This is a genomic window from Novosphingobium sp. (assembly GCF_031424035.1).
Taxonomy (GTDB): Bacteria; Pseudomonadota; Alphaproteobacteria; order Sphingomonadales; family Sphingomonadaceae; genus Novosphingobium.
The window spans coordinates 80,887-106,412 of sequence record NZ_JANPGP010000045.1 but is presented as its reverse complement, the minus strand read 5'-3'; the positions used below and the strand labels follow the sequence as shown (position 1 = coordinate 106,412).

Here is a 25,526-nt window from a genome sequence, read left to right as displayed (position 1 = left end):
AGCCCTCCTCCATCTGCGATCCTTGTGTCGCAGTTCGGGAAGAGGACTAGGCAGCGCCGAGATTGGTTCAAGCCTTTTGCAGGCAAATCACTTCGCCCGCGCGATCATGGCCCCATGTAGTTGATCGTGCCCACCTTCGGGTCAGGTGAATCGGCCTGCCAGCGCACCGAGCCATAGGGCCGTTCCAGCCAGCGCCGCACCCGCGTGCCATGGCCTGAGCGGTTGAACGCGTCAGCCTCGGCCTGGGTGTCGCTGTCCGCCGTTGTATAGCGATCGCGCATGCGCAGATAGTCGCCCCAGGTCGGGCAATGATAACGTTCGAGCCAGATGTTCGGTGCGCCAATATCGCGCGAAATGGTCCAGTTGAACCCGCCGTTGCGCATCCGCACCTTCTGTACGCGCCGCATGACATCGTAGAAATTGCGCGCCAGTTCCGGATCGACATCGTACTCGATCTCCACGCAAAGCGGTCCCGATCGCATCGACAGGTCAAGCGATACCGCCACCTCGTTATCCAATCCGATGGTGTCCTGCCCCTCCCCGTCGCTGTGCGGCAGCGGCGAGATGAAACCGACGATGATCGTCAGCATCACGGCGAACCCCGACACGGCAAAGACCAGCGGCAACCCGTAATGCGCAACAGCTCCGCCCCACACCGCCGAACCGATAGCAATGCCGCCGGTAAGCGCCGACGAGAACAGCGACAGCGCCCGCGCCGTCACCCAGCGCGGCGCGGTCAGCTGCACGCCGACGTTGAGCATCGAGTAGGACATGATCGAAAAGCCGCCGGTGAAGAACATCGCCAACAGCACCACTGGTTCCGACTTGGTGAAGGCGATGACAACCATGAACGCGCCGGTGCCCAGCGCCATCAGGCGCACCGCGCGTTCGGTGCCGAGCGCCTTGCGCACCCGCGCAATCTGGAGCGCACCGAACACAGCGCCGACTCCGGCCGCGCCGAGCATCAGGCCATAAGTGCCGGCATTGCCCTGCAACTGGTTCTTGGCAATCAGCGGCGCCAGCGCGCTGAGCGGTGCGCTGGCGAAACCGAACAGGAAGGCTCGCGCCAAGACAGAGCGGATCTGCGGCGCGTGGAGCGCGTAGCGCGCGCCGGTGACGATTGCGCGGTCGAGCCGCTCGGGCGGCAGGCGAGATGGCACGTGCCGCCGCGTCCAGAACAGGAAGGCGATCCACAGCGGGACATAGGCCGCAGCATTGATCGCAAATGCCGCCTGCGCCCCCCAGGCCAGCACGATCAGACCGCCCAGCGCCGGACCGAAACTGCGCGCAAGGTTATAGCTGATCGTGCCGAGCGCGATGGCGGCCGGCAGATGCTCATTGGAAACCTGCTCGCCGATCGAGGCCTGCCACGACGGCGAATAGAGCGAAACGCCCGCGCCGATCAGCACGCAGAACGCCAGCAGCAGCCACGGAGTCGTCAGCCCGGCAAAGGCCAGCGCCGAAAGCGCCGCTCCGGACACGGCCGCAAAGGCCAGCCCGGTGAGCGCGATCTTGCGGCGGTCGAACATGTCGGCCAGCGCGCCGGCAGGCACGGCGACCAGCATCAGCGGCAGCATCAGTGCGGTCTGCACCAGCGCGACCATGCTGGGGTCGTTGCTCAGCTTGGTCATTTCCCATGCCGCGCCGACGCCGAGGATAAGCTGGCCGAAATTGGAAAACAGGCTGGAGGTCCAGATGCGCCGGAAGGTCTTTTCGCGCAGCGGCGCAAAGGTGCCACCCTGCGATGCGCCCCCATTCGCCGGGCCACTGGCCTGTCCGATGTCTGACACCTGCAATCACCCCTTTCCGGCACTTTCGGGCCGTGTGCATTTAGGCTGCCCGAGCCCTTGCCGCATGACAAGGCCATTGCCCGCAATCGCCGCCACGATGCAAGGCCCCTCTCCCCCGCCCTTTGCATTGCCAAATGGCGGCAGGGCGCACAAATGCGAGCCGAGACCTTCAAGCATCCGGAGCCCGACATGGCCGAAGCCTATATCATTGATGCCGTCCGCACCCCCCGCTCGATCGGCAAGATGGGCAAGGGCGCGCTTTCCGCCATGCACCCGGAACACCTTTCCGCAACCGTGCTCGCTGCGCTCAAAGAGCGTAACAACCTCAACACGGCTGACGTCGATGACGTCATCTGGGGCGTTTCGGCCGGCATCGGCCTGCAGGCCGGTGACATCGGCCGCAACGCTGCGCTCGACGCCGGATACGATGTCCGTGCCGGCGGCGTCACACTCAATCGCTTCTGCGGTTCGTCGATCACCTCGACCAACTTCGCCGCCGCCATGATCATGGCCGGCGCGCATGACCTTGTCGTCGCCGGCGGCATGGAAATGATGAGCTACGTCAACATGTACGGCATGAAGATGCGTGAAGCGGGGCTCAGCGGCGGCGGCATGGGCGCGGGCAATCCCCGCCTGCAGGCCAAGCACCCGCAATCGAACCAGGGCGTCTGCGCCGATGCCATCGCCGCGATGGAAGGCATCACCCGCGAAGAGCTCGAACAGTTTGGCTACGAAAGCCAGCAGCGCGCCGCCAAGGCATTGGCAGAGGGCCGCTTCGACAAGTCGACCATCGTGGTGAAGGACGATGAAGGCAACGTTATCCTCGATCACGAGGAATACCCCCGCCCCGAAACCACGCTTGAAGGCCTCGCCCAACTGAAGCCGGCGTTCGAGATGTTCCTCGACATGCCGTCGGTTAAGGACGGCAAGACCTTCCGCCAGCTGATCAACCAGGTCTATCCTGACATCGACATCAAGCCGATCCACCACGTTGGAATCTCGTCCGGCGTCGTCGATGGCGCGTCGGCGATCCTGCTCGCTTCGAAGGAATATGCCGAGGCAAATGGCCTCAAACCGCGCGCGCGCATCGTCGCCATGGCAGAGACCGGCGATTGCCCGACGCTGATGCTCAATGCACCAGTGCCGGCAGCCAAGAAGGTCCTCGCCAAGGCCGGCCTGACCAAGGACGATATCGATGTCTGGGAAGTCAACGAGGCCTTCGCCGTCGTCGTCGAAAAACTGATCCGCGACCTCGACCTTGATCGCGCCAAGGTCAACCCGAACGGCGGATCGATTGCGCTTGGCCATCCGATTGGCGGCACGGGCACGATCCTGATCGGCACTGCGCTCGACGAACTGGAGCGCACGGGTGGACGTTATGGCCTGATCACCATGTGCGCAGCGGGCGGCATGGCTCCGGCGATCATCATCGAACGGCTGGACTAACGGCCACACCGCGGGGACTCGCCATGCGTCCCCGCGCTGCTATGGTGCAGTCTGGGCTTCATGCTTGGGAGGATGACGCCATCGACGGACAAGGCAACCCGCGGCGAGAGATTGGCCGGCTGATCATTTTGATCGGCCGCATGTTGCGCCAGGATTTCGATCGCAGCGTAAGCGATTTCGGCGTCACGCGCTCGCAATGGGCGCTGATCGCGGTTGTCTCGCGCTTTCCTGGGACCACCCAGCGCAAGATCGCCGAGCTGCTCGAAATGTCCGAAGCATCAGCTGGCCGCCTGATCGACCGGCTTTGCGCCGATGGCTACCTGCGCCGGACCGAGGCCGACAACGACCGCCGCGCCCGCGCTGTCCACCTGACTGACAAGGCCACGCCGATGCTCGAAAAGCTCGGCGAATATGCCCGACAGAACGAAATCCGCGTGTTCCGCAATTTCTCCGACGAAGAACTCGCGGAATTTGACCGCCTGCTGGAAAAGCTGCGCCAGAATCTGGCGCACTGACCTCTCACTCGGAACCGGCGCATAGGAAAGGGCGGCACCTTGCAGCACCGCCCTCACATCTTCAGCAATGTATGCTGGCTTAGCGGCTCTTGAGCAGCTCGGCCTTGGTCAGCGTGGTGACAACCTTGCCATTGTCCTGCGACAGCGTGTCGGTCGGGACGGTGATCAGCTTGCCTTCAAGTATGACCTGCACGGCACCGGCCTGCGTCACGCGATAGATCGCGGCAATGCGGTTGCCCTTGGCGCTGTAAAGCGATTTGCCGGCGGTGATCGACTGGGTAGCTTCTTCAGCGTGAACGGCAACCGGCAGGACCGAAAAGCTGGCAAGCGTTGCTGCGAGGGCGAGCGGAAGGAACTTGTTCATGAAAAAGGGGACTCCGGGGAGGCTAGAGCAGAATCGCCAAACCTATTAACTAACCTTGGTTAGTAAGTTCTCGCGCGCGCGCAATCGCAAAAACTGCAAGAGCAGTTGCATAAACCACAATCGGCTGGAGAACTGGCGCTGATCAGCTATCGGCGCAGCGATCAGGCCATAAGGTTCGCGCTCAAATTCAGCGTTGATCGTCGCAGCGATGGGGCGCCGGTTGCGCCTTGCTGGTTGTGCGAGCAGGAACGCTGCAAGCGGGGAACCCGCAGGGACAAGAGTGGATAGGGTTAATCAGGCAATGACCAAGGTAATGGACGGGATCCGGGTTCTGGAAGTGGCGCAGTACACTTTCGTGCCTGCGGCAGGCGCAATCCTCGCGGATTGGGGCGCCGACGTCATCAAGATCGAGCATCCTGTCCGCGGCGATACGCAGCGCGGCTTCCTCAACATGGGCGGTGTCACGCTCGATCCGCAGCGCCACACGCTGTTCGAACATCCCAACCGTGGCAAGCGCTCGGTCGGCATCGATATCACCACACCCGAAGGCCGTGAGGTCCTGCTCGAACTTGCCAAGCAGTCGGACGTGTTCCTGACCAACTACTTGCCCCACCAGCGCAAGAAGTTCGGCTTCGACGTCGACGATATCAAGGCGGTGAACCCGAACATCATCTATGCACGCGGCAGTGCCTTCGGCGCCAAGGGCCCGGAGGCCGGCGTGGGCGGATTTGACGGCACGGCGTTCTGGTCGCGCAGCGGAATTGCCATGGCCATGACGCCTGATGAATTGCCCGGCCCGCTCGGCCAGGGCATCCCGGCATTCGGCGATTCGATCGGCGGCATGTTCATTGCCGGCGGCATTTCTGCAGCCCTGCTCCACCGCGAGCGCACCGGCGAAAGCCCGGTAATGGACGTCTCTTTGCTCAGCACTGCCATCTGGGCATCGGGCGCGATGATTGCGCAGGTTGCCGAAACCGGCGTCAGCTCGCGCAACCAGATGCCCGGCACCGGCGGCGCATCGCGCAATCCGTTCCAGGGCAATTACACGACGTCGGACGGCGGCACGATCAACATGTGCACGCTCTCCCCCACCGCGCACATCCGCAGCCTGTTCGAGCATGTCGGCCTGCCCGAACTGGCCGACGACCCGCGTTTTGCCGATGCCGTGTCCCTGTTCGAGAATGCCGGGGCTTGCTCGGACTACTTGGTCAAGGCCTTCGCTGGCCAGACTTTCGATTACTGGCGCCAGCATCTCAAATCCTACACCGGCCAGTGGGCACCGATCCAGACCTTCCAGGATCTGCTCTCGGACGAACAGGCACTCGCAAACGACATGATAATCGAGGTTGCGGCAGCCGACGGCAGCGACAAGCCGCTCAAGCTGGTGCGCGGTCCGGTGCAGTTCAACGGCGAAGCCACCGTCACCACCCGCTCACCCATCGCTTCCGAGCATACCGAGATTGTCCTCATGGAAATGGGCATCGATTGGGACAAGATCGAGGAATACAAGGCCAAGGGCGCGATTGCATAACCCGCTTCAACTTGGCGAAATGCGCTATTGCATAACGCTGCCACGAAGACTTCACCCACGGTAAAGTGATCGCCTTGCGCTTGGCCGCGCTCGCGGCGTAAGAGCCGGATGTACGTGCCGCATGGCGCACAGGATCGAGGATGTAAGGCATGAAACCCGGTACCCGTCTGAAAAGCGCTGCCTGCGACACCGAAGTGATGGTAATCCGCTGCGGCGAAGGCACGATCGAATGCGGCGGTACGCCGATGGGCGAAGCCAAGCCGGCAGACCCTGCGGAACTGAGCGCCGACCATGCGAACGGCACCCTGATGGGCAAGCGTTACGTTGATGAGGGCGGCAAGTTCGAACTGCTTTGCGTCAAGCCCGGCAAGGGTTCGCTTTCGGTCGACGGCACCCCGCTTGTCACCAAGGACGCGAAGCCGCTTCCGGCCTCGGACTGACAAGCCCGCAATCCCATGAACATTTCGCTGCTCCTCGAAATGGCCGCAGAGGCCGCGCCGGACCGCATAGCGCTCGTCTGCGACGGCAAGCGCTGGACCTATGGCGACTTGCTCGCCGCCGCGCGCGGGGCATTCGAACTGATCCAGGAATCGGGCGCGGAATATGTCGCGCTGCTTGATGAATCGAGCGAAGCCTCTGTCATCGCCCTGTTCGGTGCGGCGCTGGCCGGGGTGCCCTATTGCCCGCTCAATTACCGGCTGGCCGATGCCGATCTGGCCGCGCTGCTCGACCGCATCAGCCCTGCCCTCGTCGTCGGCGATGAAGAGCGTGTGACGCGCCTTCAGGCCGGATTCGAGCGTGACTGGGGCCACACAATCTACAGCCGTGAGGAGTTCAGCCTCAAGGCGCAAGAAACTGTGCCGGCCGACGATTCCCGCGAATACGACATGGGTGAAGGCGTGGCCGTGCAGCTGTTCACCAGCGGCACGACGGCAGCCCCCAAGGCCGCGATCCTGCGCCATTCAAACCTGCTGGGCTATATCCTGGGCACGGTGGAATTCGCCGCTGCGGACGAAAGCGATGCAGCGCTGGTTGTCGTGCCGCCATACCATATCGCCGGCATTTCCGCGCTGATGAGCTCGATCTACGCCAATCGCACGATCGTCATGCTCCCGGCATTTTCGCCCGAGGGCTGGCTGGCACTGGTCGAGAGCGAGAAGGTGACCAACGCCTTCGTCGTGCCGACCATGCTCGGTCGCATCATCGAGGCGTTTGAAAAGGCGCCCGAAACCGACGTCTCGTCGCTCCGCGCGATAGCCTATGGCGGCGGCAAGATGCCGGTCGAGGTGATCACCAAGGCGCTCGAACGCTTCCCCTCGGCGGGTTTCACCAATGCCTACGGCCTGACCGAAACCAGCTCGACCATTGCCCTCCTCGGCCCCGACGAACACCGCGCTGCCATCGCTTCCGACGATCCGAAGATCCGCGCGCGCCTGTCCTCGCTCGGGCAGCCGCTGCCCACGGTCGAGATCGAGATCCGCGACGAGGAGGGCCGCGTTCTCGGGCCGAACGAGCCCGGCGAAATCTATGTGCGCGGCGATCAGGTGTCGGGCGAATACAAGGGCAAGAGCGCGCTGGTCGAAGGCGGCTGGTTCCCCACCCGCGACGCTGGTTACATTGACGAGGACGGTTACCTGTTCCTCTCGGGCCGCGCCGATGATGTGATTGTGCGCGGCGGCGAGAACATGAGCCCCGGCGAGATCGAGGATGTCCTGCTGACTCACCCCGCCATCGCCGATGCCTGCGCCTGCGCGGTGCCGTCGGTGGAATGGGGTGAAGCCGTCGGCATCGCGCTGGTGCTGCGTCAAGGTGCCGAACAACCGGACGAAGCCGAACTCAAGGAACTGGTCCGCGCCCGACTGCGGTCAAGCCGCGTGCCCGAAAAGATCATTTTCGTGGCCGAGTTGCCCTACAACGAAATGGGCAAGCTGCTGCGCCGCGAAATCCGGGCAATCCTTGCCAGCTGATCCGTCCCAAGCCGGATCGCCCCCCTCCCCGGCCATTCCGCTTTCCCGCTGGGCCAGTCGCCAGCTTGCCGAACTGGCCGAGATCACTGGTTCGGCGGCGATAGCGCAGCTCGATGGCGCGACTCTGCTTGGCGAACGGGCGTCGAACGGCGGTTATTTCGTCCCTGGCCTGCGTTCGGCAGGGCTCGGCGGCAGCCGCCTGATGCCAACGCGCGACGGCGGCTGGTTTGCACTGACCTTGTTGCGGGACGAAGATCGCGCGTTGGTGCCGGCCATGCTCGGGATCGATTGTGCCGGGCCGATATGTGACGAGCACCTCGCCGCCGAAGTGTTGCGCTGGGACTGCGATGACTTGCTGGCCCGCGCGCGCGACCTGGGCCTGCCAGCTGCCTCAGCAGACGAAGCCCCCGCCAGCCCGCCGCATGTCCGCACCGCCATTGGCCCGACCCGCGAGCCGCCCAAAGGACGCGCGCCGCTGGTGGTCGATCTTTCCGCAATCTGGGCGGGCCCACTCGCTGGCCATCTGCTCTGGCTTGCTGGCGCCACAGTTGTGAAAGTCGAAAACCCCTCCCGCCCGGACCTGATCCGCCGCGACGATCCGGCGACGTTCGACCTGATCAATCAGGGCAAGGCCAGCGCGCTCGCAGACCTGACAGACGCCGCGCAGCGCGATGCAGTGATCGCACTGATCCGGCGGGCGGACATGGTCATCGAATCCTCACGGCTGCGCGCACTGGCGCACCTCGGTATCGATGCCGACCAGATCGTGCGCGAGACGCCGGGCCTGGTCTGGCTCAGCGTCACCGGCCACGGCGCGCGCGGCGATGCGGCGCATTGGGCCGGGGTTGGCAACGATTGCTCGGTCGCCGCTGGACTTAGCCGGGCGATGGTCGAAGCTGGCGGGGACATGGGCTATGTGGGCGACGCGCTCACCGATCCGTTGACCGGGATCATGGCGGCAAAACTGGGCTGGCAGTCGTGGCTGAACGGCGAAGCCTGCCGCACGGTGCTGTCGATGAGCGCCATCGGAGCCATGGCTTTGGCGGAAGAGCGGGCTATTGACCGTGCAGCAATCGACCGCGAATTGCTGGCATGGAGCAATGGACGCGGCCAACCCTTTCCCGCCGTTTCACGTCGCAGCATGCGCGAGCCGGTTCGGCCGCTCGGCAGCGATACCAGCCAGTGGTTGCGATGCTGATCCGGAACGCCGAAGTCTGGCTGGCGGGCCTTGCCGACCTGCGCACTGAAGGCGGCATCATCACGGCCATTGGCACCCTCTCGCCGCAACCCGGCGAAGTGGTGATCGACGCAGGCGGAGCAGCCGTGCTGCCGGGACTGCACGATCATCATATCCACCTCGCGGCAACGGCTGTACGGCGGCAATCCATCGTCTGCGGCCCGCCAGAAGTGCGAGATGCCAGTGACCTCGCCAAGAGACTTGGGGCAGCACCCGGCACCGGTTGGCTGCGCGGCATCCTTTATCACGAGAGCGTGGCGGGCCTGCCAAACGCGCGCGATCTCGACACGATCTGCTCGCATCGACCTCTGCGCATCCAGCACCGGTCAGGGCGGATGTGGCTGTTCAATTCTGCCGGACTCGCGCTCGTTCTGGCAAAAGCCGCGCCACCGCCCGGACTCGAGATGGAACACGGCAAACCGACAGGCCGCCTGTTCGACGAAGACACATGGCTGCGGAGCGTGTTGGGCGCAGCACCGCCGGCTTTTGACGCCGTTTCGCGCGAACTTGCCGCGTTCGGCGTGATCGGGGTGACTGACATGTCGCCGTCGAACGGCCCGGAAATGGCGGCACATTTTGCTGAGGAAGAGGCGACGGGGCGCTTGTTGCAAACCATGCGTCTCGCCGGCACGTTGGCTCTCGGCTCGGGCCCGGCCAAGCTGCACCTGCACGAAAACGCGCTGCCTGATTTCGACGAAACTGTGACCTTCGTTCGCGCCGCCCATGCTTCAGGCCGTCCAGTCGCCTCACATTGCACGACCGAGACCGAACTGGTCTTCACTCTCGCCGCCATTGCCGAAGCAGGCGCGCTACCGGGCGACCGCATCGAACACGCCGGCATCGCGCGCGACAGCCACATTGCCCAGATGGCCGAACTGGGCGTCGCCGTCTGCGGCCAACCGCATTTCATAGCCGAACGGGGCGACCAGTACCTGACCGATGTCGAACCAGACCTCGTCCCTCTGCTCTACCGGCAGGCGTCCTTCCTCAAGGCCGGTATTCCATTGGTGGCAGGCAGCGACGCGCCGTTCGGGTCGCTCGATCCGTGGCTGGCAATGCAATCAGCCATGACGCGGCGCACAGCGGAAGGGCATTGCATCGGGGCTAACGAAGCGCTGACGGCAGAAGAAGCCGTGGCGCTATATCTCGCCGATCCCGATGATCGGTCCCGCCAGAGGACGTTGGAAATCGGCGCCCCGGCTGACCTCTGCCTGCTGCACCAGCCTTGGCAGGAGGCTCGCAAGTCCCTGAAATCAGACCTTGTTCGCGCCACCTTCATCGGCGGCAAGCTCGTCCACCAAGCCCCAGGCGAGGGCTTCGCGGGCGTTCAGGCGCCGGCCTGACAGGATCAACTCGGCCGTCCTGTGCCGGCCAATCCGGCGGGTCAGGGAAACGCAGCCGCCAGCCCCGGGAAGCAGCCCCATCGCCAGTTCGGGCAGTTGAAACCATGCCCGCGGTCCGGCGATGATCCGACCAGCAAAGGCCGCCAATTCAAGCCCCGCCCCGACGCAGGCTCCCTGAACACGGACCTCCATCCGGTCGCCGCAACGCGCCGCCCAGTGGGCCGGCAGCGTTTGTTGGCGGATGGCATGCGCCTCTGCCGGATCGCGCGTTGTGCCGAATTCGGCCAAGTCTGCTCCCAGCGAAAACGAGCGCCCCGCCCCCGTGAGGACGATGCGCCGGATGGAAGTGTCGATCACAGCAAGTTGCAGCATCTCGCTGAGCCCATCGCGCATGGACACGTCGATGGCATTGCCTGCCTCAGGACGGTCGAGTTGCAGATGAAGCGTATCGTCAACGCGCTCGGCGCACACCTTGCCGGGCGCGGAGGCCTCCACTGGCGCTCGATTTTCGAGCCAGGATTGAAACTCGTCGCCCGCTTGAAGCACCCCGTAAGTGAGCGACTCCCTCTCCAGCCCATCGGCCAGCGACAACTTCGGCAGCTCACGTAACAGCCCGACGATCACCTGCGCTGCGTTCGGATTGGCCTGTACATGTGCGGCGATCCGATCCGCCGCCAGGCGATCGGCAACCACTACGTCGGCCCAATCGAGTGCCCCGGAACGCGATTCGCCGATAGCCACAATCGGGCATGCCGGAAGCCGCTCGCCCGAGTCGAACCCCGAGTCGAAGCAGTTTTCGACAATCAGACAGGTGCTGTCGGGCAAGAAAATACCTCTGGCGTGTAGCTATGGCGTAATGAAACCCGGATAGGCCTTAACCCCGTTATCCTAGCAGATTTCCATGGGTTTTCGCCCCGGCGATGCGGTCATCGCCATGGCGCGAGATTATAACGGGTGTTCAAAAAAACGAAGCATCCTCATTTTTCGTTGACAGCAGCCCTCCAAGATTCAATCATACGATTAAATAAACATGGGAGAGCAGAAGATGGCATCGACTTCGAACGCGTCCAATAAAGCCAAGATCGCCAAGCGCGTGATCGAGGTGCTCGATTATTTCGATGACGAAAACCGCGAGGCCACCGTGATGGACATCGTCCGCCGGTATAACCGCCCGCAGTCGAGCACGTCGGAATTGCTGTCGAGCCTCGTTGACCTCGGCCTGCTCTACAAGGACCCCTATTCGCGCTCCTACAGCCTCAGCCCCCGCGCTGCGCTGCTGGGCACCAACGGACAGTCGGGCATGGCCCGCGATGGCCGCATCGTCCGCCTGATCGACCGTCTTTCGGCCCAGACCGGCCTGGCGGTCGCGCTTTACGGCATGGTCGGGCTCAACGCGCAGATCGTGTCGTGGCGTTCGGGCACCCGTCAGGGCAACAGCAAGCAGCGCGCGATCCATGGCGGCGTGCAGGAATCGCTGCTGGAATCGGCGATCGGCTGGCTCATGCTCTCGACAATCCCCCAACCCCGCCGCGACGGCGCAGTGCGCCGCCTGATTGCCGAGGCAAGCGATGACCGCAAGGTTCCCTTCGCCGAGATGGCCGGCCGCATCCAGCGCTGCATCGATACGGGCGCGGGCGTTGGCGCTGCGGGCTTCGGCACTTCGGCAGACACCGTGGCCGTGCTCCTGCCCGACCAGCCTGGTGAACACCCGATGGCGATCGGCCTGGTCTTCGCACCTGACAGCCAGATCAACCCCGAAGCGCTGGTGACCTGCATCCGCGAAGCCATTTCCAGCTGCCTGCTGGGCGAAGAATCGGCCCCGGCTGTTCTCGAAGCGGTCGCCAACGCCGCCTGATCGCGGCGCTCAGGCTCTCTAATCTGCCAGTGGAAGGCGCGCGCCCGGCTTGCTGAAGTCGATGCGCTCGCCGATCCGCTGGCAGTTTTCATGGCGGCCCAGCTGGCTGGCAAAGCAGCTCCCCGGCAAGGCGCGGAACGGTGTGTCCGGCTCCCAAGGCATTTGCCGGCCATGCGCCGCCAGACTGGCCCATTGCAGCATACGCGCCTCGTGCCGCGCTTCATCCGAAAGGCTCGCGATCCACGGCCTGAGGCCGATCAGCGGCAGGCCTTTCGCAGGATGGGGCTCCAGCATCTGGTCATCCTGCAAGTGCCAGCGCAGCCGTTCCTGCCCATTACGCCGCAAAACCGCTGTCACGCGCCCGTCCGCAGGATCGGAAACCAGCATCTCATAAGGCGTCGGAGCCGCATCGCCGGCGTGCCGCAAGGCCAGTTCGGCAAGATCGAACAGGTGCGTGCAGTTGGCCTTTTTGTCGATATCGCGCGCGGATGGAGCGAGCGGCCGCCCGGCGAAATCGGCCTCCACCTTGGCCACAGCGCCCGGACACAGGTCCCACGGATGCCGTGCCATTTCCGCCTCGACCCGCGTGACGCTTTCGCCATCGTGATGAAGCGTCACGACCATGCGGTGAATGTCGTCCTCCAGCGCCGCCGTCACCGCGAACTGCGCTGGCGTGATCAGGAAACGGCGGCGGAATCCGGGCAGGTTGGCTTCGGGCATGGCCCCTGCCCTACCATTCATTTGCCCACACCTGCCATCGCGCCCGCGATTTGGCCGCAGGCCTGTTGCCAGCCCCGCCGCCATGCCATTTAGCTTCGCCAACGAAATCGACTTCATGAGGAACCTGAAAATGACCGACGTCCTGGGCTATGCCGGCAAGCGCGTAATCGTCACCGGCTGCTTCTCCGGCATGGGCGAGGCGACCGCCAAGCTCCTGATCGAACTCGGTGCCGAGGTTCACGGCTTTGACTACAAGCCCTGCGACCTGCCGCTGGCCAGCTTCACCCAGGTCGATCTGCGCGATCCCGCTTCGATTGAAGCGGGCGTCGCCGGCCTCGGCGGCGGGCGCATCGATGCGCTGTTCAGCTGCGCCGGCCTCCCTAACGGTTCGTTCGATCCGATGGACGTTATGAAGGTCAACTTCATCGGCCTGCGCCACCTGACCGAGCAGGTCCTGCCGTTGATGGGCGAAGGCAGCGCCATCGCCAACATCGCCTCGACCGGTGGTCTGGGCTGGAGCCGCAACATCCCGACCAACATGGAATTTGTCACCACCAAGGGCTGGCAGGCCGCCGTCGACTGGTGCACGGCCCATGCGGAGGACGCGGTGAAGGAAGGGTACGCCTTCTCGAAGGAGAACGTCATCGTCTGGACCCAGTTCATGGGCGCCCACCTGATCAAGAAGGGCATCCGCATCAACTGCACCCTGCCCTCGCCCACCCAGACGCCGATGATGGCGGATTTCCACAAGAATTCGGGCAAGGACGTGGTCGACGCCGCCGCCGAACCGCTCGGCCGTTACTCGACGCCGTATGAACAGGCTGCACCGCTGGTCTGGCTCAACAGCCCGTTTGCCACGATCGTCAACGGGGTTGTCCTGCCTGTCGACGGCGGGTTCATGGGCGGAATTCCCACCGGCCAGATCGACCTGTCGAAGATGATGCGCCGCGCCGCATCTTGAGATCGAGCACCCGGCGCGGGAATGCCCCCTGCCGGGTGCCAATAACTAAGCAAGCTTAGGAATTCTGCGGGTTCCATCGCCCCCGCGAACTTGACTGACAAGCACCTTCCAATAGACTGAACATGTGATCAGTCGGATGCGTGCTTGCTTGCCCACCGGGTTGCTGCATCTTCCCCTGACTACGATTTTGCCTCTGTGATTCCTGCGTGAGCAAAGATTCTAGAGGCGCAAATGCCACGGACAACCGTTCGGGCACACCATTGGGAGGGGTTTGAAATGCGTACCAGTCATGGCCTGAAATCTATCTTGCTCGCTGCAACGGCGCTCAGCTTCGCCGGCCCTGCGTTCGCGCAGGACGCCGATAAAGCCGAAGAGGCATCGGGCAACGATATCGTCGTTGTCGCGCAGCGCGTTGAAGAACGCCTTCAGGACGTTCCCGTCTCGGTGACCGTGCTCAATGAAAAGCTGCTGTCGAACAACAACATCACCTCGGCCAAGGACATTGCGACCTTCACCCCCAGCCTGGTGACCAACAACCGCTACGGCAACGACAACACCACCTGGACCATCCGCGGCTTCACGCAGGAACAGCGCACCACTTCGACTGTCGGCACCTACTTCGGCGATGTCGTTGCACCGCGCGGTTCGGGCGCAACGCAGGGCGGCGACGGGGCCGGCCCGGGCTATCTGTTCGACCTTTCGAGCGTTCAGGTGCTGAACGGCCCGCAGGGAACGCTTTTCGGTCGCAATTCCACCGGCGGCGCCGTGCTGCTGGTGCCAAAGCGCCCGACCTCTGAATTCGAAGGCTATGTCGAAGGCTCTATCGGCGATTACGACCTGCGCCGCGTCCAGGCCGTGGTCAACATTCCGGTCATGGATTCGCTGCGCATCCGCCTGGGTGTCGATCGCAACAAGCGTGACGGTTACCTGATCAATGCCGGCAAAATCGGCTTTGGTCCCTTTGGTGATGCTGGCGGCAGTGTCGATTATACCGCGCTTCGTTTTTCGGCAGTGGCTGACCTTTCGCCGGACGTCGAAAACTACACGATCGTCAACTATTCCAAGAGCAAGAGCACGGGCAACCCGCCGAAGATCCTCGACTGCTACAACCTCGTCGCTTGCCAGCAGAAGGTTTACGGCGACACGACAGGCTTCTGGACCGTGTTCAACACTCTTCCCGACGCTGGTTCGAAGACCGAAACGTGGCAGATCATCAACCAGACCAAGTGGCAGGTGAATGACAACCTGACACTGAAGAACATCTTCTCCTACGGCGAATACGTTGGCGATCTGAACATCGATCTGTTCGGCCAATATGCCCTTGTGCCGAGCACGCTGGCCTATGGTTCGGAAACCAATGCATCGCAGGTGAAGCCGTTCAACGTCACGCACAAGCTGCCCAACGAGCACACCAACTCGCAGAGCTCGCTGGTTGAGGAAATCCAGCTTCAGGGCCAGACGACCGATGGCGCGCTGACCTATCAGGCCGGCCTTTACCTTGAATCGAACAACCCGCTCGGCCTGTCGGGCATCCAGTCGACGACGTTCACGCCCTGCGTGGACATCAACACGATCAACTGCACCGGCTTCAGCGGCGGCGGCGCCAACTCGCTTGGACGCCTGTCGTATTCGACGACAATGAACTACTTCGATGGCCGTGCTGTCTATGCCCAGGCAAGCTACAACGCGTCCGAAAAGCTCAAGTTCACCGGCGGGTTCCGCTATACCTGGGATACGATGCGTTCGCAGTTCCAGGTCATCGACCTGCGCCTTGCCAACACGGTAAATGCATCCGCCGTGCGCACGTTCAACGCAAACGGATCGGTTGCAACGCCGGGTCCGATGATCATCAACGGCACGACCTATACAACCCCGCAAACCAACGTTGATTTCGCGGCCTGCACGAACTTCGTGACGTTTGGCTATCAGGGATCGGCAACCAACCCCTTCCAGCCCATCGCCAACCGTTTTGGCATGTGCAAACAGGACATCACTGCCAAGAGCTCGAAGCCGACCTGGCTGCTCGGCGTTGATTTCAAGCCGATGGAAGACGTGCTGGTCTATGCCAAGTGGTCGCGCGGCTATCGCCAGGCAGGCGTTGCCTCGTTTGCTGCCGACCAGCTGCAGAAGTACAATGCCGAAAAGGTCGATACGTACGAAGCCGGCCTGAAGGCCAGCTGGCGCGGCATGATCCCGGGTTTCTTCAACATCTCGGGCTTCTACAACAACTTCCGCGATCAACAGGTCCAGCTTGGTGTGCAGTGCATCCCGACTTCGCTCTGCTCGCAGACGACGATCATCCAGAACGTCGGCAAGTCGAAGTTGACCGGCTTTGAGGCGGAACTGGGGATCAAGCCCTTCACCGGCCTGCAACTGGGCGTAGCCTGGGCACACCTGCGTACCAGGATCATCGAAGTGAATGGTACGAAGGATCCCAAGGTCGCGATCTCGTCAATCAGCTCGCAGATTTCGGGGCTTGGCCTGCCGTTCAACGACATCCGTCCGCCACTGCCGGGCCAGGAACTGCCGAACTCGATCCCTGACAAGATCGTGGCGAACGGCAGCTACACCTTCCCGCTGCCGGAATCGGTCGGCAAGCTGACGGTTTCGGCAACCTGGGTCTGGCAATCGAGCTACAAGGCCGTGGCTGACAGCACCGCAGGATGCGTGTCCACGCAGACTGCAACGTCTACGCCGCTGACCTATTACAACAGCACAACGCCGGGCACCTTCGGCGCTTGCAGCTACACGCCTCTGCCATCGGCTGCGGATCTCAATCCGGCCACGCTGAGCTTCACCAGCGGTGTCTCGACCGTTGGCGGGGGCCGCATTCCCAAGCAGAACTATGGCAACATCAATGTGACCTGGGAAAACATCGGCGGCCTGCCGGTCGACCTCAGCGCCTATGTCACCAACGTCACGAACGAGAAGATCATCCTGCACCTCAACACGCAGGAAACTTCGGGCCTGCGTTCGGGCTTCATCGGCGAGCCACGCATGTACGGCTTCCGCGCCAAGGTGAAGTTCTGATCCGACGATAGCCGGTTTGGCGAATTGGAGGGCGGGCTGCGAGAGCGGCCCGCCCTTTTCTTTGGTTGCGGTTGCTTGACGACGTTGACCTACGATTGCCTTCGGCTCGGCAAGCTGCGGATAAGCGGATGCAAAGTATTCACCGCAAACCCGCCAAGCCTGAGTCTGTAGAAGGCCGCGCCCCCTCGCTGACCAAGCTGGATCAAACGTCAGCCAGCCTGTTGGCGGCAGTCGCGCACGGCCAGCACGAACAGGCGGGTCAGTGGCTCGACCACGTTGGTATTGCGCGGGCCGAATGCGCGTTCAATCATGGCCGGGGTAATCGTATCCGTGGCCACTGTTACCGCGCGTTCAAGTCCCGTCATCAGGACCGAGGCCATGTTGCCGGCCTCGGGACTGGGCTGCCCGCCGGGAAGCGCCATCTGCTTGCGGAGCAGGGCAATGGTCGGCTGTGCGGTACGGACGCGGGCCATCATCATGCGCTCGTCGTACTGATCGGCCATGTTGTTGCGCAGGTGGAGCACCCGGCTGTGCTTGGTCCAGAAATCAAAATAGGCCTGGACGAAGGACCGGCAGCGTTCCTCAAGGTCCGCGTTGGGCCAGTATTCGCCAAGCTCGCGGAAATAGCCGTCCGTCGCATCCTCCATCACCGGACGCAGGACAGCGAGGAGCAGTTCAGTGAGGTCAGTGAAGTAGAGGTAAAGCGACGTCATGCCGAGGTTCGCCTTGCGCGCCACGGCGCTGAGCGAGACCGGCACTTCGCTTCCTTCAGCAATCACTTCGGCAGCGGCAATCATGATGCGTTCGCGGGTCGCCTGCCCCTTGCGGCCAAGCTTTTGCCCGTTGAGGTTATGGCTGACGTCACCAACGCCGAGAGCGTCGGCCAGATAGCCGAAATCCCCGGCCGCTGCCTCAATCGACTTCAGTGCTGCCCCCATGCGTCACGTTTCCCGTCCAGATCAGCCAAAGCTGCCGATGGCGACCAGCTTGGGCTCGAGATATTCCTCGATCCCTTCAACGCCCCATTCGCGGCCGACGCCGCTAGCCTTCACGCCGCCGAAAGGCAAGTCGCCGGCAATGCACATGCCATTGTTGATCGAGAAGGTGCCAGTGTGAATACGGCGGGCAATCTTCAGGCCGCGCTCGACGTCGCCGGTGCAAACGCCGCCCGAAAGGCCATAGGCGCTGTCATTGGCGATGCGGATCGCGTCCTCGTCATCGTCGAAAGGAATGACCACGACGACCGGGCCGAAGATTTCTTCCTGAGCGATGCGCATGTCATTGGTGACATCGACGAAGCAGGTCGGCTCGATCAGGTAGCCGGGTCCCATGTCAGGTCGTGCCTTGCCGCCGGCGAGCAGCGTGGCTTCGGACTTGCCGACCTCAATCAGGCCGAGCACGCGCTCATACTGCTTGCGGTTGACCACAGGGCCCATGGTGTGAGCGGGATTTTCCTGCTCGCCCCAGTTGCCGTCAAAGTTGTCGTAGGTTGCCTTGAGGATCGCCTTGGCTTCTTCATAACGGCTGCGGTGGACCAGCAGGCGCGACTGCACGGCGCAGCCCTGCCCGGCGTGGTTGACCAGCATGCCCATGGCGACATCGCGTTCGAACAAGGGATCGTCTTCCAGCACGATACGCGCAGACTTGCCGCCAAGTTCAAGGAACACGCGTTTAAGGCTCTCGGCGCCCTGCTGCATGATCCGCTTGCCCACGGCAGTCGATCCGGTGAAGCTGATCAGATCAACGCGCTTGTCGGTTACCAGCATTTCGCCAGCGAGTGCTGGATCAGCGCCGAAGACAACGTTCATCACGCCCTTGGGAATGCCGGCTTCATTCGCCAGCTCGCCAAAGATTGCGCCCATGCTTGGCGTATCGGGTGCCGGCTTGAGGATCACGGTGCAGCCAGCGAGCAGGGCCGCGACGACCTTGCCGACATTGACATAAAGCGGCGCGTTCCACGGAGTGATCGCGCCGACAACGCCGATCGGTTCGTGATAGGACTTGCGGATGTTCTTGATGCCCCAGGTCTCACGCGTGCCGTAATCGCGCTCCCATTCGACGCGCGGGAACACATCGAGATAATCCTGCCAGCCGGCCAGCGCCATGGCGACCTGTTCGCGGTTCACCGATCCCCGCGCGCAACCACCTTCGTTGATCGCGATGTCGGCCAGGCGGTCGAAGTTCGCCTTGAACAGGTCGAGGTACTTCGTGCAAATTTCGAGGCGCTTCTGGCGGTTGGAATCATGCGACCAGTCGGTGGAATCGAATGCGCGTCGCGCTGCAACAATGGCGGCGTCGACGTCTTCAGCTGAAGCGTCAGCCGCCGTGTTGATCGGCGCGTCAGTCCACGGGCTGATGACATCAAAGGTCTTGCCGCCGGCGGCATCGCGCAGTTCGCCATCGATAAACAGGCGGGCGGGGGTGAGAGTCGTCATGAAATTGAGTCCTGTCTGTCGGAATGTCAGTTGCGCGGGCGGCCGGAGGTCCAGACCATCGGCATGTGAAGATCGGGCGGAAGATCCACGATCGTGCGGAATTGATCGGCAACCGAATTGTAATGCGAAATGCCGCGATCGCGCAGGTTGATGCCAACCTTGGCATTCTCCATCGCAAAGCGCATCGAAACGTCGGGGTCCCAGCTCGACCCGGTCTTCGTCTCGTCCATCATCTGCCCGCAGCGGGCGATGGTGACGCGGACGCCCTCTGCCTCAAGCTCGCGGATCCACATTTCGGAGATCAGTTCGAGCGCTGCCTTGGTCCCGGCATAAAGCCACAGCATCGGCATTTTGAGGGGCGCGGATTCGCTGGTCACGTTGATCACATGGCCACCGCCGCGCAGCAGCGGCATGGCGAAATGGGTTACATAGAGAGGCCCGGAAAGGTTGGTTTCAACCTGCGCCTGAATCTGGTCCGGGCGCACCTCGGCAACCGTAAACGGTTCATAGATGGCGGCGTTGTTGATCAGCACGTCGATCTTGTCGACGTGACGAGCGATCTCGGCAAAGGCGGCTTCGACCGATGCGGCATCGCGGACGTTGCATTCGATGGACAGGTGCCCCTCACCCAGTTCCGCAGCCACGGCATCAACCTTGGACTTGGTGCGGCCGAGCAGGATGATGCGATCCCCGTCCTTGGCAAAGCGGCGCGCGATGGCGCGGCCCAGGCCGTCTCCTGCACCAGTAATGGCGATAGTCTTGCCCACGTTCGGTTCGATCCTCTCAGCTATGGCAGTGGCTTCGCAATAAGCCCGATTGCAGACAAGGGCCTTGCGTATCGCGCGCGCGATTGTTCTGCCGTCAGAGAATCAAATCACATAAATTCAGCAACTTGGACTTATCGTCATGCCTTACGAGACAAGTTTGAACGCATTACCTGCATTGCTGTAATCAGTCCGTCTCGCTCAGGCTGCGACAAGCCCTCTTGCGCGGCATCAATCGTATCGAGTGCCAAGGGGCGCAACTGGACAAGCAGGCCCTGCGCCTTGTCAGTCAGGTGCAATCGCCAGGCCCGACGGTCAGCCGGGTCAGGCCGGCGCTCGACCAGCGCGGCGTCTTGCAAACGGTCAACCATTCGGCCGAGCGTGATCGGTTCGACTTCAAGCAGTTCGGCGAGTCCGCCCTGGTTGATGCCCTCGTTGACGGACAAGATCGAGATGACCTGCCACTGCGGCCGCGTCATGCCCAGCAACCGCGCCTTTTCATCGAAAGTGCGGCGCATCAACCGGGAGACCTGCGCCATCAGCATAGCTATGTTCTCGTCTTTGCCGAGATTTTCGGTTTTGCCGGGGTTTTCGTCCATGACTGGTCAATAATAGCAATGCTCATTATATTCCAGAACAATTCCGATCCGCTGTCAGAGGCAGGAACCCTGAGATGACCGAATCTGCCACAAAAAGTCCGCCACCCTTCGAGGTTTACCGCGCACGTGATGCCGGCGATTTTGAGGAGTCCGGCATGATGCACAGCGACGGCACGATCTCGCAGGAGGTCGGCGAGGCAAGCATGGCGTTGGTCGCCGAGGGCATGCTCGAGGGCAGCAAACTGCGCGTGCTCTATCGCCGTCCGGGCGGCTTCAGCCTGTCCTACGCCTGGTTCAAGAGCGGCTTTCCCTTGCCGTTGCACAGCCATTCGACGCCGTGCCTCTATTATGTCGTCGCCGGATCGCTGCGCATAGGGACGCAGGAATTGGGGCCGGGCGATGGCTTCTACATCGATCCGAACACGCCCTACATATACACACCGGGACCCGACGGCGTGGAAGTGCTGGAATTCCGTGACACCGACCGGTTTGACATAAAGATCCGTAGCCGCAACGTGAAGTGGTGGCACAAGGCGCTGGAAAAGCTGAAGACATCGAAGCTGTCGTGGCCAGGGCAGACAAAGGCACCATCGGGGCTAGAACTGCCCTAGGCGTCAAGCATCGTCAGGATCGAGGGCACCAGCTTCGGCAGGCTCTCGAACAGCCCGCCGCGACCGGCCATGCTGGCGTCGAGCCGCTCCAGCCATTCGCGGTCACCCCACGGCGGCTCGCTGAGGACCCCACCCGGGATCAGCGCCGCCACGGCTTCGCTGGTTTCACGCGGATGGTGGAGGTCAGACGCGCCGCCGCGCAGAACTGTGACCGGCAGGTTCAGAGCCACCAATTCGGCGCGGGTGACGCAGGGGATGGGAGCATCTGTCGGAAAATAGGCATCGGCCCAGCGGCGCATTGTCGCGACGAAAGCATCGCGGTCCTGAGCGAGGATACGGTCACGGTTTGCCGGCCAGCGGGTCAGCGGTTCTTGCCAGCCGGGAAGTTTCAGCACGGCCTCCATGCCATGTGTCGCCGCCGCCAAGGCAGCATCGGCGCAATAGAAGATCGGCAGCGTGGCAATGCCGATTGCGCCTCCGGAGAGCCACTGCACGTGAAGACCGCTCACGGCATCGGGATGATGGATAGCCGCAACAATCGCCTCGCGCGCGCCGCCTGACGCCGCGACGATCAGCGCCGGAGCCAGACCAGTTGCCCGCAGCAATCCGGCAAGCGCATCGGCGTTCTGGCGCGTTTCGCTTGTCCCGGTGAACAGCACCTCGCTCTCACCGCAGTTCGGGCGGTCATAGATGAGGACACGGCAATCGTTGTCCGCCAGCGTTTGCGCCAGTTCGCGCACTCCGGGGGTTTCCCGAGAAAAGCGCCCGCCCGGTGTGATAGCTACGGAGCGTGCACCATCGCCGATGATTTCATAGGCCAGCGAGGCGCCGTTAATATCCAGCCTTGGCATTCGTCGCGCGCCTTTTCGTGTCAGACCTTCGAAGCCAGCCTTTCGGTCGCCAGCTTGCGGAGTTCGGCGATCTTGATCTTGGAACTGCCCGTGGTTTCCAGCTCGTCCTCGGCAAAGAACAGTACGCGGCGCGGCACCTTGTAGCTGGCCAGCTTGGTCTTGGCATAGGTCTGCACGTCGCGCTCGCTCACATTTGCGCCGTCATGGGCGACGATGCAGGTGACAACCAGTTCGCCAAGCAGGTCATCCGGCACGCCGACGGTCTTTGCGACTTTCACGCCCGGGCAATCGCGCAAGTGGTCGTCGATCTCGATCGGGGAAACGTTGGCGCCGCCGGTCTTGATGATGTCGTTGAGACGGCCTTCCCACCACAGGCGGCCATCCCGGTCGATATAGCCGCCGTCACCGCAGCGCAGGAAGCCATCGTCATCGAGCGAGTCCGCAAGCGGCACACCGATATAGCCGAGCATGAGCGTCGGCCCCTTGACGGCTATCTCACCACGCTCGCCCAGAGGCATGACCGCGCTGGTCATCGGGTCGACGATCTTGATCGTTGCGCCTGCCGTCGGCACGCCGTGACTGCCCAAGGTGACTTCCTCGGGTGTGTTGGCCGGATAGGTCGAAATCAGCGTGAAGGTCTCTGTATTGCCGTAAGCGTGGAAGGGCTCCTTCCACACGCTCTTGACGCTGGGATGCTGCGCCAATGGCGTGTCGCGATCGATATAGGACAGGCTGGAGAGGTCGACGCTGGCGTAGTTCGGCGCCTCGATCAATTGCTGCCACTGGTGCGGCCAGGCAAGGACCATGGTCCCCTTCTCCGCCTCCATCAGCGCAAGGGCCTCGCTGGAATCGAACCAGCGTTGCAGCAGCAACGAGCCACCTGCGGACAGCGTGCCGCCCAGCGCCATGGCAAAATTGCCCGACCAGAAAAACCCGTTGGCCGACCATGTGCGCGGCGGTGTCGTCAGGTCATACCACTGCGCCCAGCGCCAGAGCTGCAGGCAAACGCCGCGGTGGGCCGAGAGGATACCCTTGACCTTGCCGGTAGAGCCTGACGAGAAGAACAGGACGCCCGGATCACTGGCGACGACCGCGTCGGCGCGGGCGTGGACGACCGAAGGATCGACCGACTTTCCGGTGCCGAGGAAGCTGGACCAACCCTCGATCCCGCCCAGCCCCGTATCGCTGTCGATCACCGCCGCATGGGTGAGGAAGGGCAGCTTTTCCGAGGCAAGGTCGCCCGGGGTCGCGCTCGCGATCGACGGTTCGATGTCGATCAGCATCTGCGCGAAGTCCTTCTTCAGGACATGGCGTTCGAGCAGAAGGACCGAACACCCGCTTTCCTTCAGCACCACTTCCAGTTCGGCAGTGGTGAAGAAGGTGGAGATGGTGGTGGCAACCCCGCCCGCAAGCGCGGTGCCGAAAGCAGAGGAAAGGAACTCCAGCCGGTTTGTGGCAAGGATGCCCACCCGCGTGCCGCGCCCTACCCCGCAGGCGACGAGCGAACGCGCGACTTCCATCGAGCGTTCGAGCAGGTCGTCATAGGTCCAGCGTTGCGCCTTGCCATCCAGATGGATGACCGCCGCTTCGCTGGGGCCAAACCGGCGGGCAATCTCGCGAACATAGCCGCCAAGGGTCAGCGAGCCGATGCCTTCCTCTTCGCCCAGAGGGATACCCTGGGATATTGAAAGCCCGGCTTCCAGATCGATGATTGCCCGCGGTGTCGCCACTTTGTCTGCCTCTCCGTTCAGCGGTTCACGTCAACCACGACGCGGCCGCGGACCTTGCCGTCGATCAGGTCGGCGGCGGCCTGGATGGCTTCGGCAAGGCCGATGGTCTGGCTACCGATCAGGGCCAGCAGGTCCTTGTCGAGATCGCGGGCGAGACGTTCCCATGCCGCCATGCGCGGGCCGATCGGGCAATTGACCGAGTCCACGCCGAGCAGCGCCACGCCGCGCAGGATGAACGGCATGACGGTGGTCGCCAGGTCTGATCCCTGCGCCAGTCCGCAAGCCGCAACCGCGCCGCGATACTTGGTCGCGGCGATGGCATTGGCCAGCGTATGGCTGCCGACTGAATCGACCACGCCGGCCCAGCGTTCGCGCTGGAACGGCTTGCCGGGGGCCGAGAGGTCTGCGCGATCGATAATCGAGGTCGCACCCAGCTTGGTCAGGTATTCAGCTTCTGAAGCCTTGCCCGACGATGCGACAACGGTGAAGCCAGCCTTGGCCAGCAGCGCCACGGCCACCGAGCCAACGCCGCCGGTCGCGCCGGTGATGAGGACTTCGCCCTGATCCGGCTTGACGCCGTGGTTGATCAGCGCGTCGACGCAGAGTGCAGCGGTGTAGCCAGCGGTCCCGACTGCCATCGCCTGTTCACCGGTGAACCCGGCAGGTAGCTTGATCAGCCAGTCACCCTTGAGGCGGGCCTTCTGCGACAGGCCGCCCCAGTGGCCTTCGCCAACGCCCCAGCCATTCAGGACAACAACGTCGCCGGCGGCAAAGCCCGGGTTGCTGCTTTCGCTGACGGTGCCGACAAGGTCGATGCCGGGGACCATCGGGAACTTGCGCACGACGGGGCCCCTGCCGGTGATCGCCAGGCCATCCTTGTAGTTCAGCGTCGAGTGCGACACATCGATGGTGACATCGCCTTCGGGCAGTGCCGCTTCATCGACCTGCTGCACGGAAACGGTCTGGCCTTCATCATTCTTGTCGATCACGATCGCGGAAAACATGGGAAGTGTCCTTGTGGTTCGCAGGCGCGGCGTCGCACCCGTTTGAAATGGATTGCCCGACTTCCAAGCTGCAATGCTAGGCCCGGCGCAATGCGGCGCAAGGCACTATCGCGGCGGCGATACGGGCTTTGCGACGAGACGCTCGGCAATGGCGGGAAAGCGGGCGTGCTGCATCGATCCGTACATCGACAGGCGCATGCACTCACGGGCGAAGCGGCGGGCGAGTTCGCCGCGTTCCGCACCGTCCTGCGCATGGGCTCCGGCCCAGACCGGCCACATGAACGATCCCGACAGGACGATAACCGAAAGCACCTCTGCATCGACCCCCGGCTGAGCAAGGTCCGTCGCGGCAAACCGGCCGATCGAGCCGACATATTCGCGCCAGAAGGGATCGGCGGCGGGGTCCGGAGAGGCGAGCACCTGCAACAGCCAGACGCGGCATAGCTCCGGGTTCGACATGGCAAAATTGGCCAGTCGGTCGGTCAGATCGGCAGGATCAACATCCTCGATCTGGCGTTCGCCTATGGTCGCAGGATCACCGAACACGGCGCGAAACAGCTTGTCGGAAACCCACTCCACCGTCGCGGCGATAAGGTTCTCACGCGTTTCGAAATGCTGGTAGGCTGTGCCCCGGTTGACCCCGGCGGCCTGGGCGACTTCGGACAGGCTGACCCCTTCAGGCCCAGCACGGGCGAGCAGCGCCGATGCGGCTTCAAGGATGGCCTCGCGCGTTGCCACCGGGTCACGCGGCCTTCGCGTCATCTTCACCACCT

General features: G+C 63.1%; 23 protein-coding genes. 11 read left to right on the top strand and 12 right to left on the bottom strand.

What is annotated here, in order from left to right:
- Positions 1-104: 104 nt before the first annotated feature.
- On the bottom strand, positions 105-1,790 hold the full coding sequence (locus RMO89_RS06680) for an MFS transporter (protein ID WP_310531997.1): 1,686 nt from the start codon (positions 1,788-1,790) through the stop codon (positions 105-107).
- A gap of 189 nt (positions 1,791-1,979) precedes the next feature.
- Here RMO89_RS06680 and RMO89_RS06675 point away from each other — a divergent pair, with 189 nt between their 5' ends.
- Positions 1,980-3,236: an acetyl-CoA C-acetyltransferase gene (locus tag RMO89_RS06675; protein ID WP_310532043.1), complete on the top strand. Its 1,257-nt coding sequence runs from the start codon at positions 1,980-1,982 to the stop codon at positions 3,234-3,236.
- Positions 3,237-3,259: 23 nt separating this feature from the next.
- Positions 3,260-3,751, top strand: a complete 492-nt coding sequence (locus RMO89_RS06670) for a MarR family transcriptional regulator (RefSeq protein WP_310531996.1) — start codon at positions 3,260-3,262, stop codon at positions 3,749-3,751.
- A gap of 79 nt (positions 3,752-3,830) precedes the next feature.
- On the opposite strand, the gene RMO89_RS06665 is transcribed toward RMO89_RS06670, so the two are convergent.
- On the bottom strand, positions 3,831-4,115 hold the full coding sequence (locus RMO89_RS06665; protein WP_310531995.1) for a hypothetical protein: 285 nt from the start codon (positions 4,113-4,115) through the stop codon (positions 3,831-3,833).
- Positions 4,116-4,416: 301 nt separating this feature from the next.
- Between RMO89_RS06665 and RMO89_RS06660 the strand changes: the two genes are divergently transcribed.
- The 5 genes from RMO89_RS06660 to RMO89_RS06640 all read left to right on the top strand — a co-directional run bounded on the left by RMO89_RS06660 (position 4,417) and on the right by RMO89_RS06640 (position 10,193).
- Positions 4,417-5,646 (top strand): CoA transferase, encoded by a 1,230-nt coding sequence (locus tag RMO89_RS06660; protein WP_310531994.1) that lies wholly within the window; start codon positions 4,417-4,419, stop codon positions 5,644-5,646.
- 149 nt (positions 5,647-5,795) lie between these two features.
- Positions 5,796-6,086, top strand: coding sequence for a hypothetical protein (locus tag RMO89_RS06655; RefSeq protein ID WP_310531993.1), 291 nt, complete (start codon positions 5,796-5,798; stop codon positions 6,084-6,086).
- A 15-nt stretch (positions 6,087-6,101) separates the two neighbouring features.
- The gene (locus tag RMO89_RS06650; RefSeq protein WP_310531991.1) at positions 6,102-7,613 is read left to right on the top strand and encodes a class I adenylate-forming enzyme family protein; all 1,512 of its coding nucleotides are present in this window, start codon (positions 6,102-6,104) and stop codon (positions 7,611-7,613) included.
- Positions 7,603-8,811 carry a CoA transferase gene (locus RMO89_RS06645; RefSeq protein ID WP_310531990.1) on the top strand — a complete coding sequence of 403 codons (1,209 nt, stop codon included), beginning with the start codon at positions 7,603-7,605 and terminating at the stop codon, positions 8,809-8,811. Before RMO89_RS06650 ends, RMO89_RS06645 begins: the two co-directional genes overlap by 11 nt.
- A complete protein-coding gene (locus RMO89_RS06640) occupies positions 8,805-10,193 on the top strand; it encodes an amidohydrolase family protein (protein ID WP_310531988.1) in 1,389 nt (462 codons plus the stop codon). The genes RMO89_RS06645 and RMO89_RS06640 overlap by 7 nt, the downstream gene beginning before the upstream one ends.
- Here RMO89_RS06640 and RMO89_RS06635 read toward each other — a convergent pair.
- Entirely contained in the window at positions 10,104-11,018 is a 915-nt protein-coding gene (locus RMO89_RS06635; protein WP_310531987.1) for an enoyl-CoA hydratase/isomerase family protein, read from the bottom strand. The two genes, RMO89_RS06640 and RMO89_RS06635, sit on opposite strands and share 90 nt — an antisense overlap.
- 220 nt (positions 11,019-11,238) lie before the next feature.
- Between RMO89_RS06635 and RMO89_RS06630 the strand changes: the two genes are divergently transcribed.
- Positions 11,239-12,048 (top strand): helix-turn-helix domain-containing protein, encoded by an 810-nt coding sequence (locus tag RMO89_RS06630; RefSeq protein WP_310531986.1) that lies wholly within the window; start codon positions 11,239-11,241, stop codon positions 12,046-12,048.
- Between the two features lie 18 nt (positions 12,049-12,066).
- Here RMO89_RS06630 and RMO89_RS06625 read toward each other — a convergent pair whose 3' ends face one another.
- Complete coding sequence (locus RMO89_RS06625) at positions 12,067-12,789, bottom strand: hypothetical protein (protein ID WP_310531985.1); 723 nt, start codon at positions 12,787-12,789, stop codon at positions 12,067-12,069.
- 109 nt (positions 12,790-12,898) lie between these two features.
- Here RMO89_RS06625 and RMO89_RS06620 point away from each other — a divergent pair, with 109 nt between their 5' ends.
- On the top strand, positions 12,899-13,729 hold the full coding sequence (locus tag RMO89_RS06620) for a coniferyl-alcohol dehydrogenase (RefSeq protein WP_310531984.1): 831 nt from the start codon (positions 12,899-12,901) through the stop codon (positions 13,727-13,729).
- Positions 13,730-14,005: 276 nt separating this feature from the next.
- Positions 14,006-16,759: a TonB-dependent receptor domain-containing protein gene (locus RMO89_RS06615; RefSeq protein ID WP_310531983.1), complete on the top strand. Its 2,754-nt coding sequence runs from the start codon at positions 14,006-14,008 to the stop codon at positions 16,757-16,759.
- A gap of 209 nt (positions 16,760-16,968) precedes the next feature.
- On the opposite strand, the gene RMO89_RS06610 is transcribed toward RMO89_RS06615, so the two are convergent.
- The 4 genes from RMO89_RS06610 to RMO89_RS06595 all read right to left on the bottom strand — a co-directional run bounded on the left by RMO89_RS06610 (position 16,969) and on the right by RMO89_RS06595 (position 20,557).
- Entirely contained in the window at positions 16,969-17,697 is a 729-nt protein-coding gene (locus RMO89_RS06610) for a TetR/AcrR family transcriptional regulator (RefSeq protein ID WP_310531982.1), read from the bottom strand.
- 21 nt (positions 17,698-17,718) lie between these two features.
- Positions 17,719-19,194, bottom strand: coding sequence for an aldehyde dehydrogenase family protein (locus RMO89_RS06605; RefSeq protein WP_310531981.1), 1,476 nt, complete (start codon positions 19,192-19,194; stop codon positions 17,719-17,721).
- A 26-nt stretch (positions 19,195-19,220) separates the two neighbouring features.
- Positions 19,221-19,961, bottom strand: a complete 741-nt coding sequence (locus tag RMO89_RS06600) for an SDR family oxidoreductase (RefSeq protein WP_310531979.1) — start codon at positions 19,959-19,961, stop codon at positions 19,221-19,223.
- Between the two features lie 137 nt (positions 19,962-20,098).
- The gene (locus RMO89_RS06595) at positions 20,099-20,557 is read right to left on the bottom strand and encodes a MarR family transcriptional regulator (protein ID WP_310531978.1); all 459 of its coding nucleotides are present in this window, start codon (positions 20,555-20,557) and stop codon (positions 20,099-20,101) included.
- 74 nt (positions 20,558-20,631) lie between these two features.
- Here RMO89_RS06595 and RMO89_RS06590 point away from each other — a divergent pair, with 74 nt between their 5' ends.
- Positions 20,632-21,168, top strand: a complete 537-nt coding sequence (locus tag RMO89_RS06590; RefSeq protein WP_310531977.1) for a cupin domain-containing protein — start codon at positions 20,632-20,634, stop codon at positions 21,166-21,168.
- Here the strand turns inward: RMO89_RS06590 and RMO89_RS06585 are convergent.
- The 4 genes from RMO89_RS06585 to RMO89_RS06570 all read right to left on the bottom strand — a co-directional run bounded on the left by RMO89_RS06585 (position 21,165) and on the right by RMO89_RS06570 (position 25,515).
- Entirely contained in the window at positions 21,165-22,019 is an 855-nt protein-coding gene (locus RMO89_RS06585; protein ID WP_310531976.1) for an alpha/beta hydrolase, read from the bottom strand. The genes RMO89_RS06590 and RMO89_RS06585 overlap by 4 nt on opposite strands.
- Positions 22,020-22,039: 20 nt before the next feature.
- On the bottom strand, positions 22,040-23,749 hold the full coding sequence (locus RMO89_RS06580; protein WP_310531975.1) for a class I adenylate-forming enzyme family protein: 1,710 nt from the start codon (positions 23,747-23,749) through the stop codon (positions 22,040-22,042).
- Between the two features lie 17 nt (positions 23,750-23,766).
- Positions 23,767-24,753 carry an MDR family oxidoreductase gene (locus RMO89_RS06575; RefSeq protein WP_310531974.1) on the bottom strand — a complete coding sequence of 329 codons (987 nt, stop codon included), beginning with the start codon at positions 24,751-24,753 and terminating at the stop codon, positions 23,767-23,769.
- A 105-nt stretch (positions 24,754-24,858) separates the two neighbouring features.
- Positions 24,859-25,515: a TetR/AcrR family transcriptional regulator gene (locus RMO89_RS06570; RefSeq protein ID WP_310531973.1), complete on the bottom strand. Its 657-nt coding sequence runs from the start codon at positions 25,513-25,515 to the stop codon at positions 24,859-24,861.
- Positions 25,516-25,526: the final 11 nt, after the last annotated feature.

Excerpts from the sequence above, each read along its gene's own strand:
- RMO89_RS06675 (WP_310532043.1), top strand. The coding sequence starts at position 1,980 with ATGGCCGAAGCCTATATCATTGATGCCGTCCGCACCCCCCGCTCGATC.
- RMO89_RS06670 (WP_310531996.1), top strand. The coding sequence starts at position 3,260 with ATGCGTCCCCGCGCTGCTATGGTGCAGTCTGGGCTTCATGCTTGGGAG.
- RMO89_RS06665 (WP_310531995.1), bottom strand. The coding sequence starts at position 4,115 with ATGAACAAGTTCCTTCCGCTCGCCCTCGCAGCAACGCTTGCCAGCTTT.
- RMO89_RS06660 (WP_310531994.1), top strand. The coding sequence starts at position 4,417 with ATGACCAAGGTAATGGACGGGATCCGGGTTCTGGAAGTGGCGCAGTAC.
- RMO89_RS06655 (WP_310531993.1), top strand. The coding sequence starts at position 5,796 with ATGAAACCCGGTACCCGTCTGAAAAGCGCTGCCTGCGACACCGAAGTG.
- RMO89_RS06650 (WP_310531991.1), top strand. The coding sequence starts at position 6,102 with ATGAACATTTCGCTGCTCCTCGAAATGGCCGCAGAGGCCGCGCCGGAC.
- RMO89_RS06640 (WP_310531988.1), top strand. The coding sequence starts at position 8,805 with ATGCTGATCCGGAACGCCGAAGTCTGGCTGGCGGGCCTTGCCGACCTG.
- RMO89_RS06630 (WP_310531986.1), top strand. The coding sequence starts at position 11,239 with ATGGCATCGACTTCGAACGCGTCCAATAAAGCCAAGATCGCCAAGCGC.
- RMO89_RS06625 (WP_310531985.1), bottom strand. The coding sequence starts at position 12,789 with ATGAATGGTAGGGCAGGGGCCATGCCCGAAGCCAACCTGCCCGGATTC.
- RMO89_RS06620 (WP_310531984.1), top strand. The coding sequence starts at position 12,899 with ATGACCGACGTCCTGGGCTATGCCGGCAAGCGCGTAATCGTCACCGGC.
- RMO89_RS06615 (WP_310531983.1), top strand. The coding sequence starts at position 14,006 with ATGCGTACCAGTCATGGCCTGAAATCTATCTTGCTCGCTGCAACGGCG.
- RMO89_RS06610 (WP_310531982.1), bottom strand. The coding sequence starts at position 17,697 with ATGGGGGCAGCACTGAAGTCGATTGAGGCAGCGGCCGGGGATTTCGGC.
- RMO89_RS06605 (WP_310531981.1), bottom strand. The coding sequence starts at position 19,194 with ATGACGACTCTCACCCCCGCCCGCCTGTTTATCGATGGCGAACTGCGC.
- RMO89_RS06595 (WP_310531978.1), bottom strand. The coding sequence starts at position 20,557 with ATGGACGAAAACCCCGGCAAAACCGAAAATCTCGGCAAAGACGAGAAC.
- RMO89_RS06590 (WP_310531977.1), top strand. The coding sequence starts at position 20,632 with ATGACCGAATCTGCCACAAAAAGTCCGCCACCCTTCGAGGTTTACCGC.
- RMO89_RS06585 (WP_310531976.1), bottom strand. The coding sequence starts at position 22,019 with ATGCCAAGGCTGGATATTAACGGCGCCTCGCTGGCCTATGAAATCATC.
- RMO89_RS06575 (WP_310531974.1), bottom strand. The coding sequence starts at position 24,753 with ATGTTTTCCGCGATCGTGATCGACAAGAATGATGAAGGCCAGACCGTT.
- RMO89_RS06570 (WP_310531973.1), bottom strand. The coding sequence starts at position 25,515 with ATGACGCGAAGGCCGCGTGACCCGGTGGCAACGCGCGAGGCCATCCTT.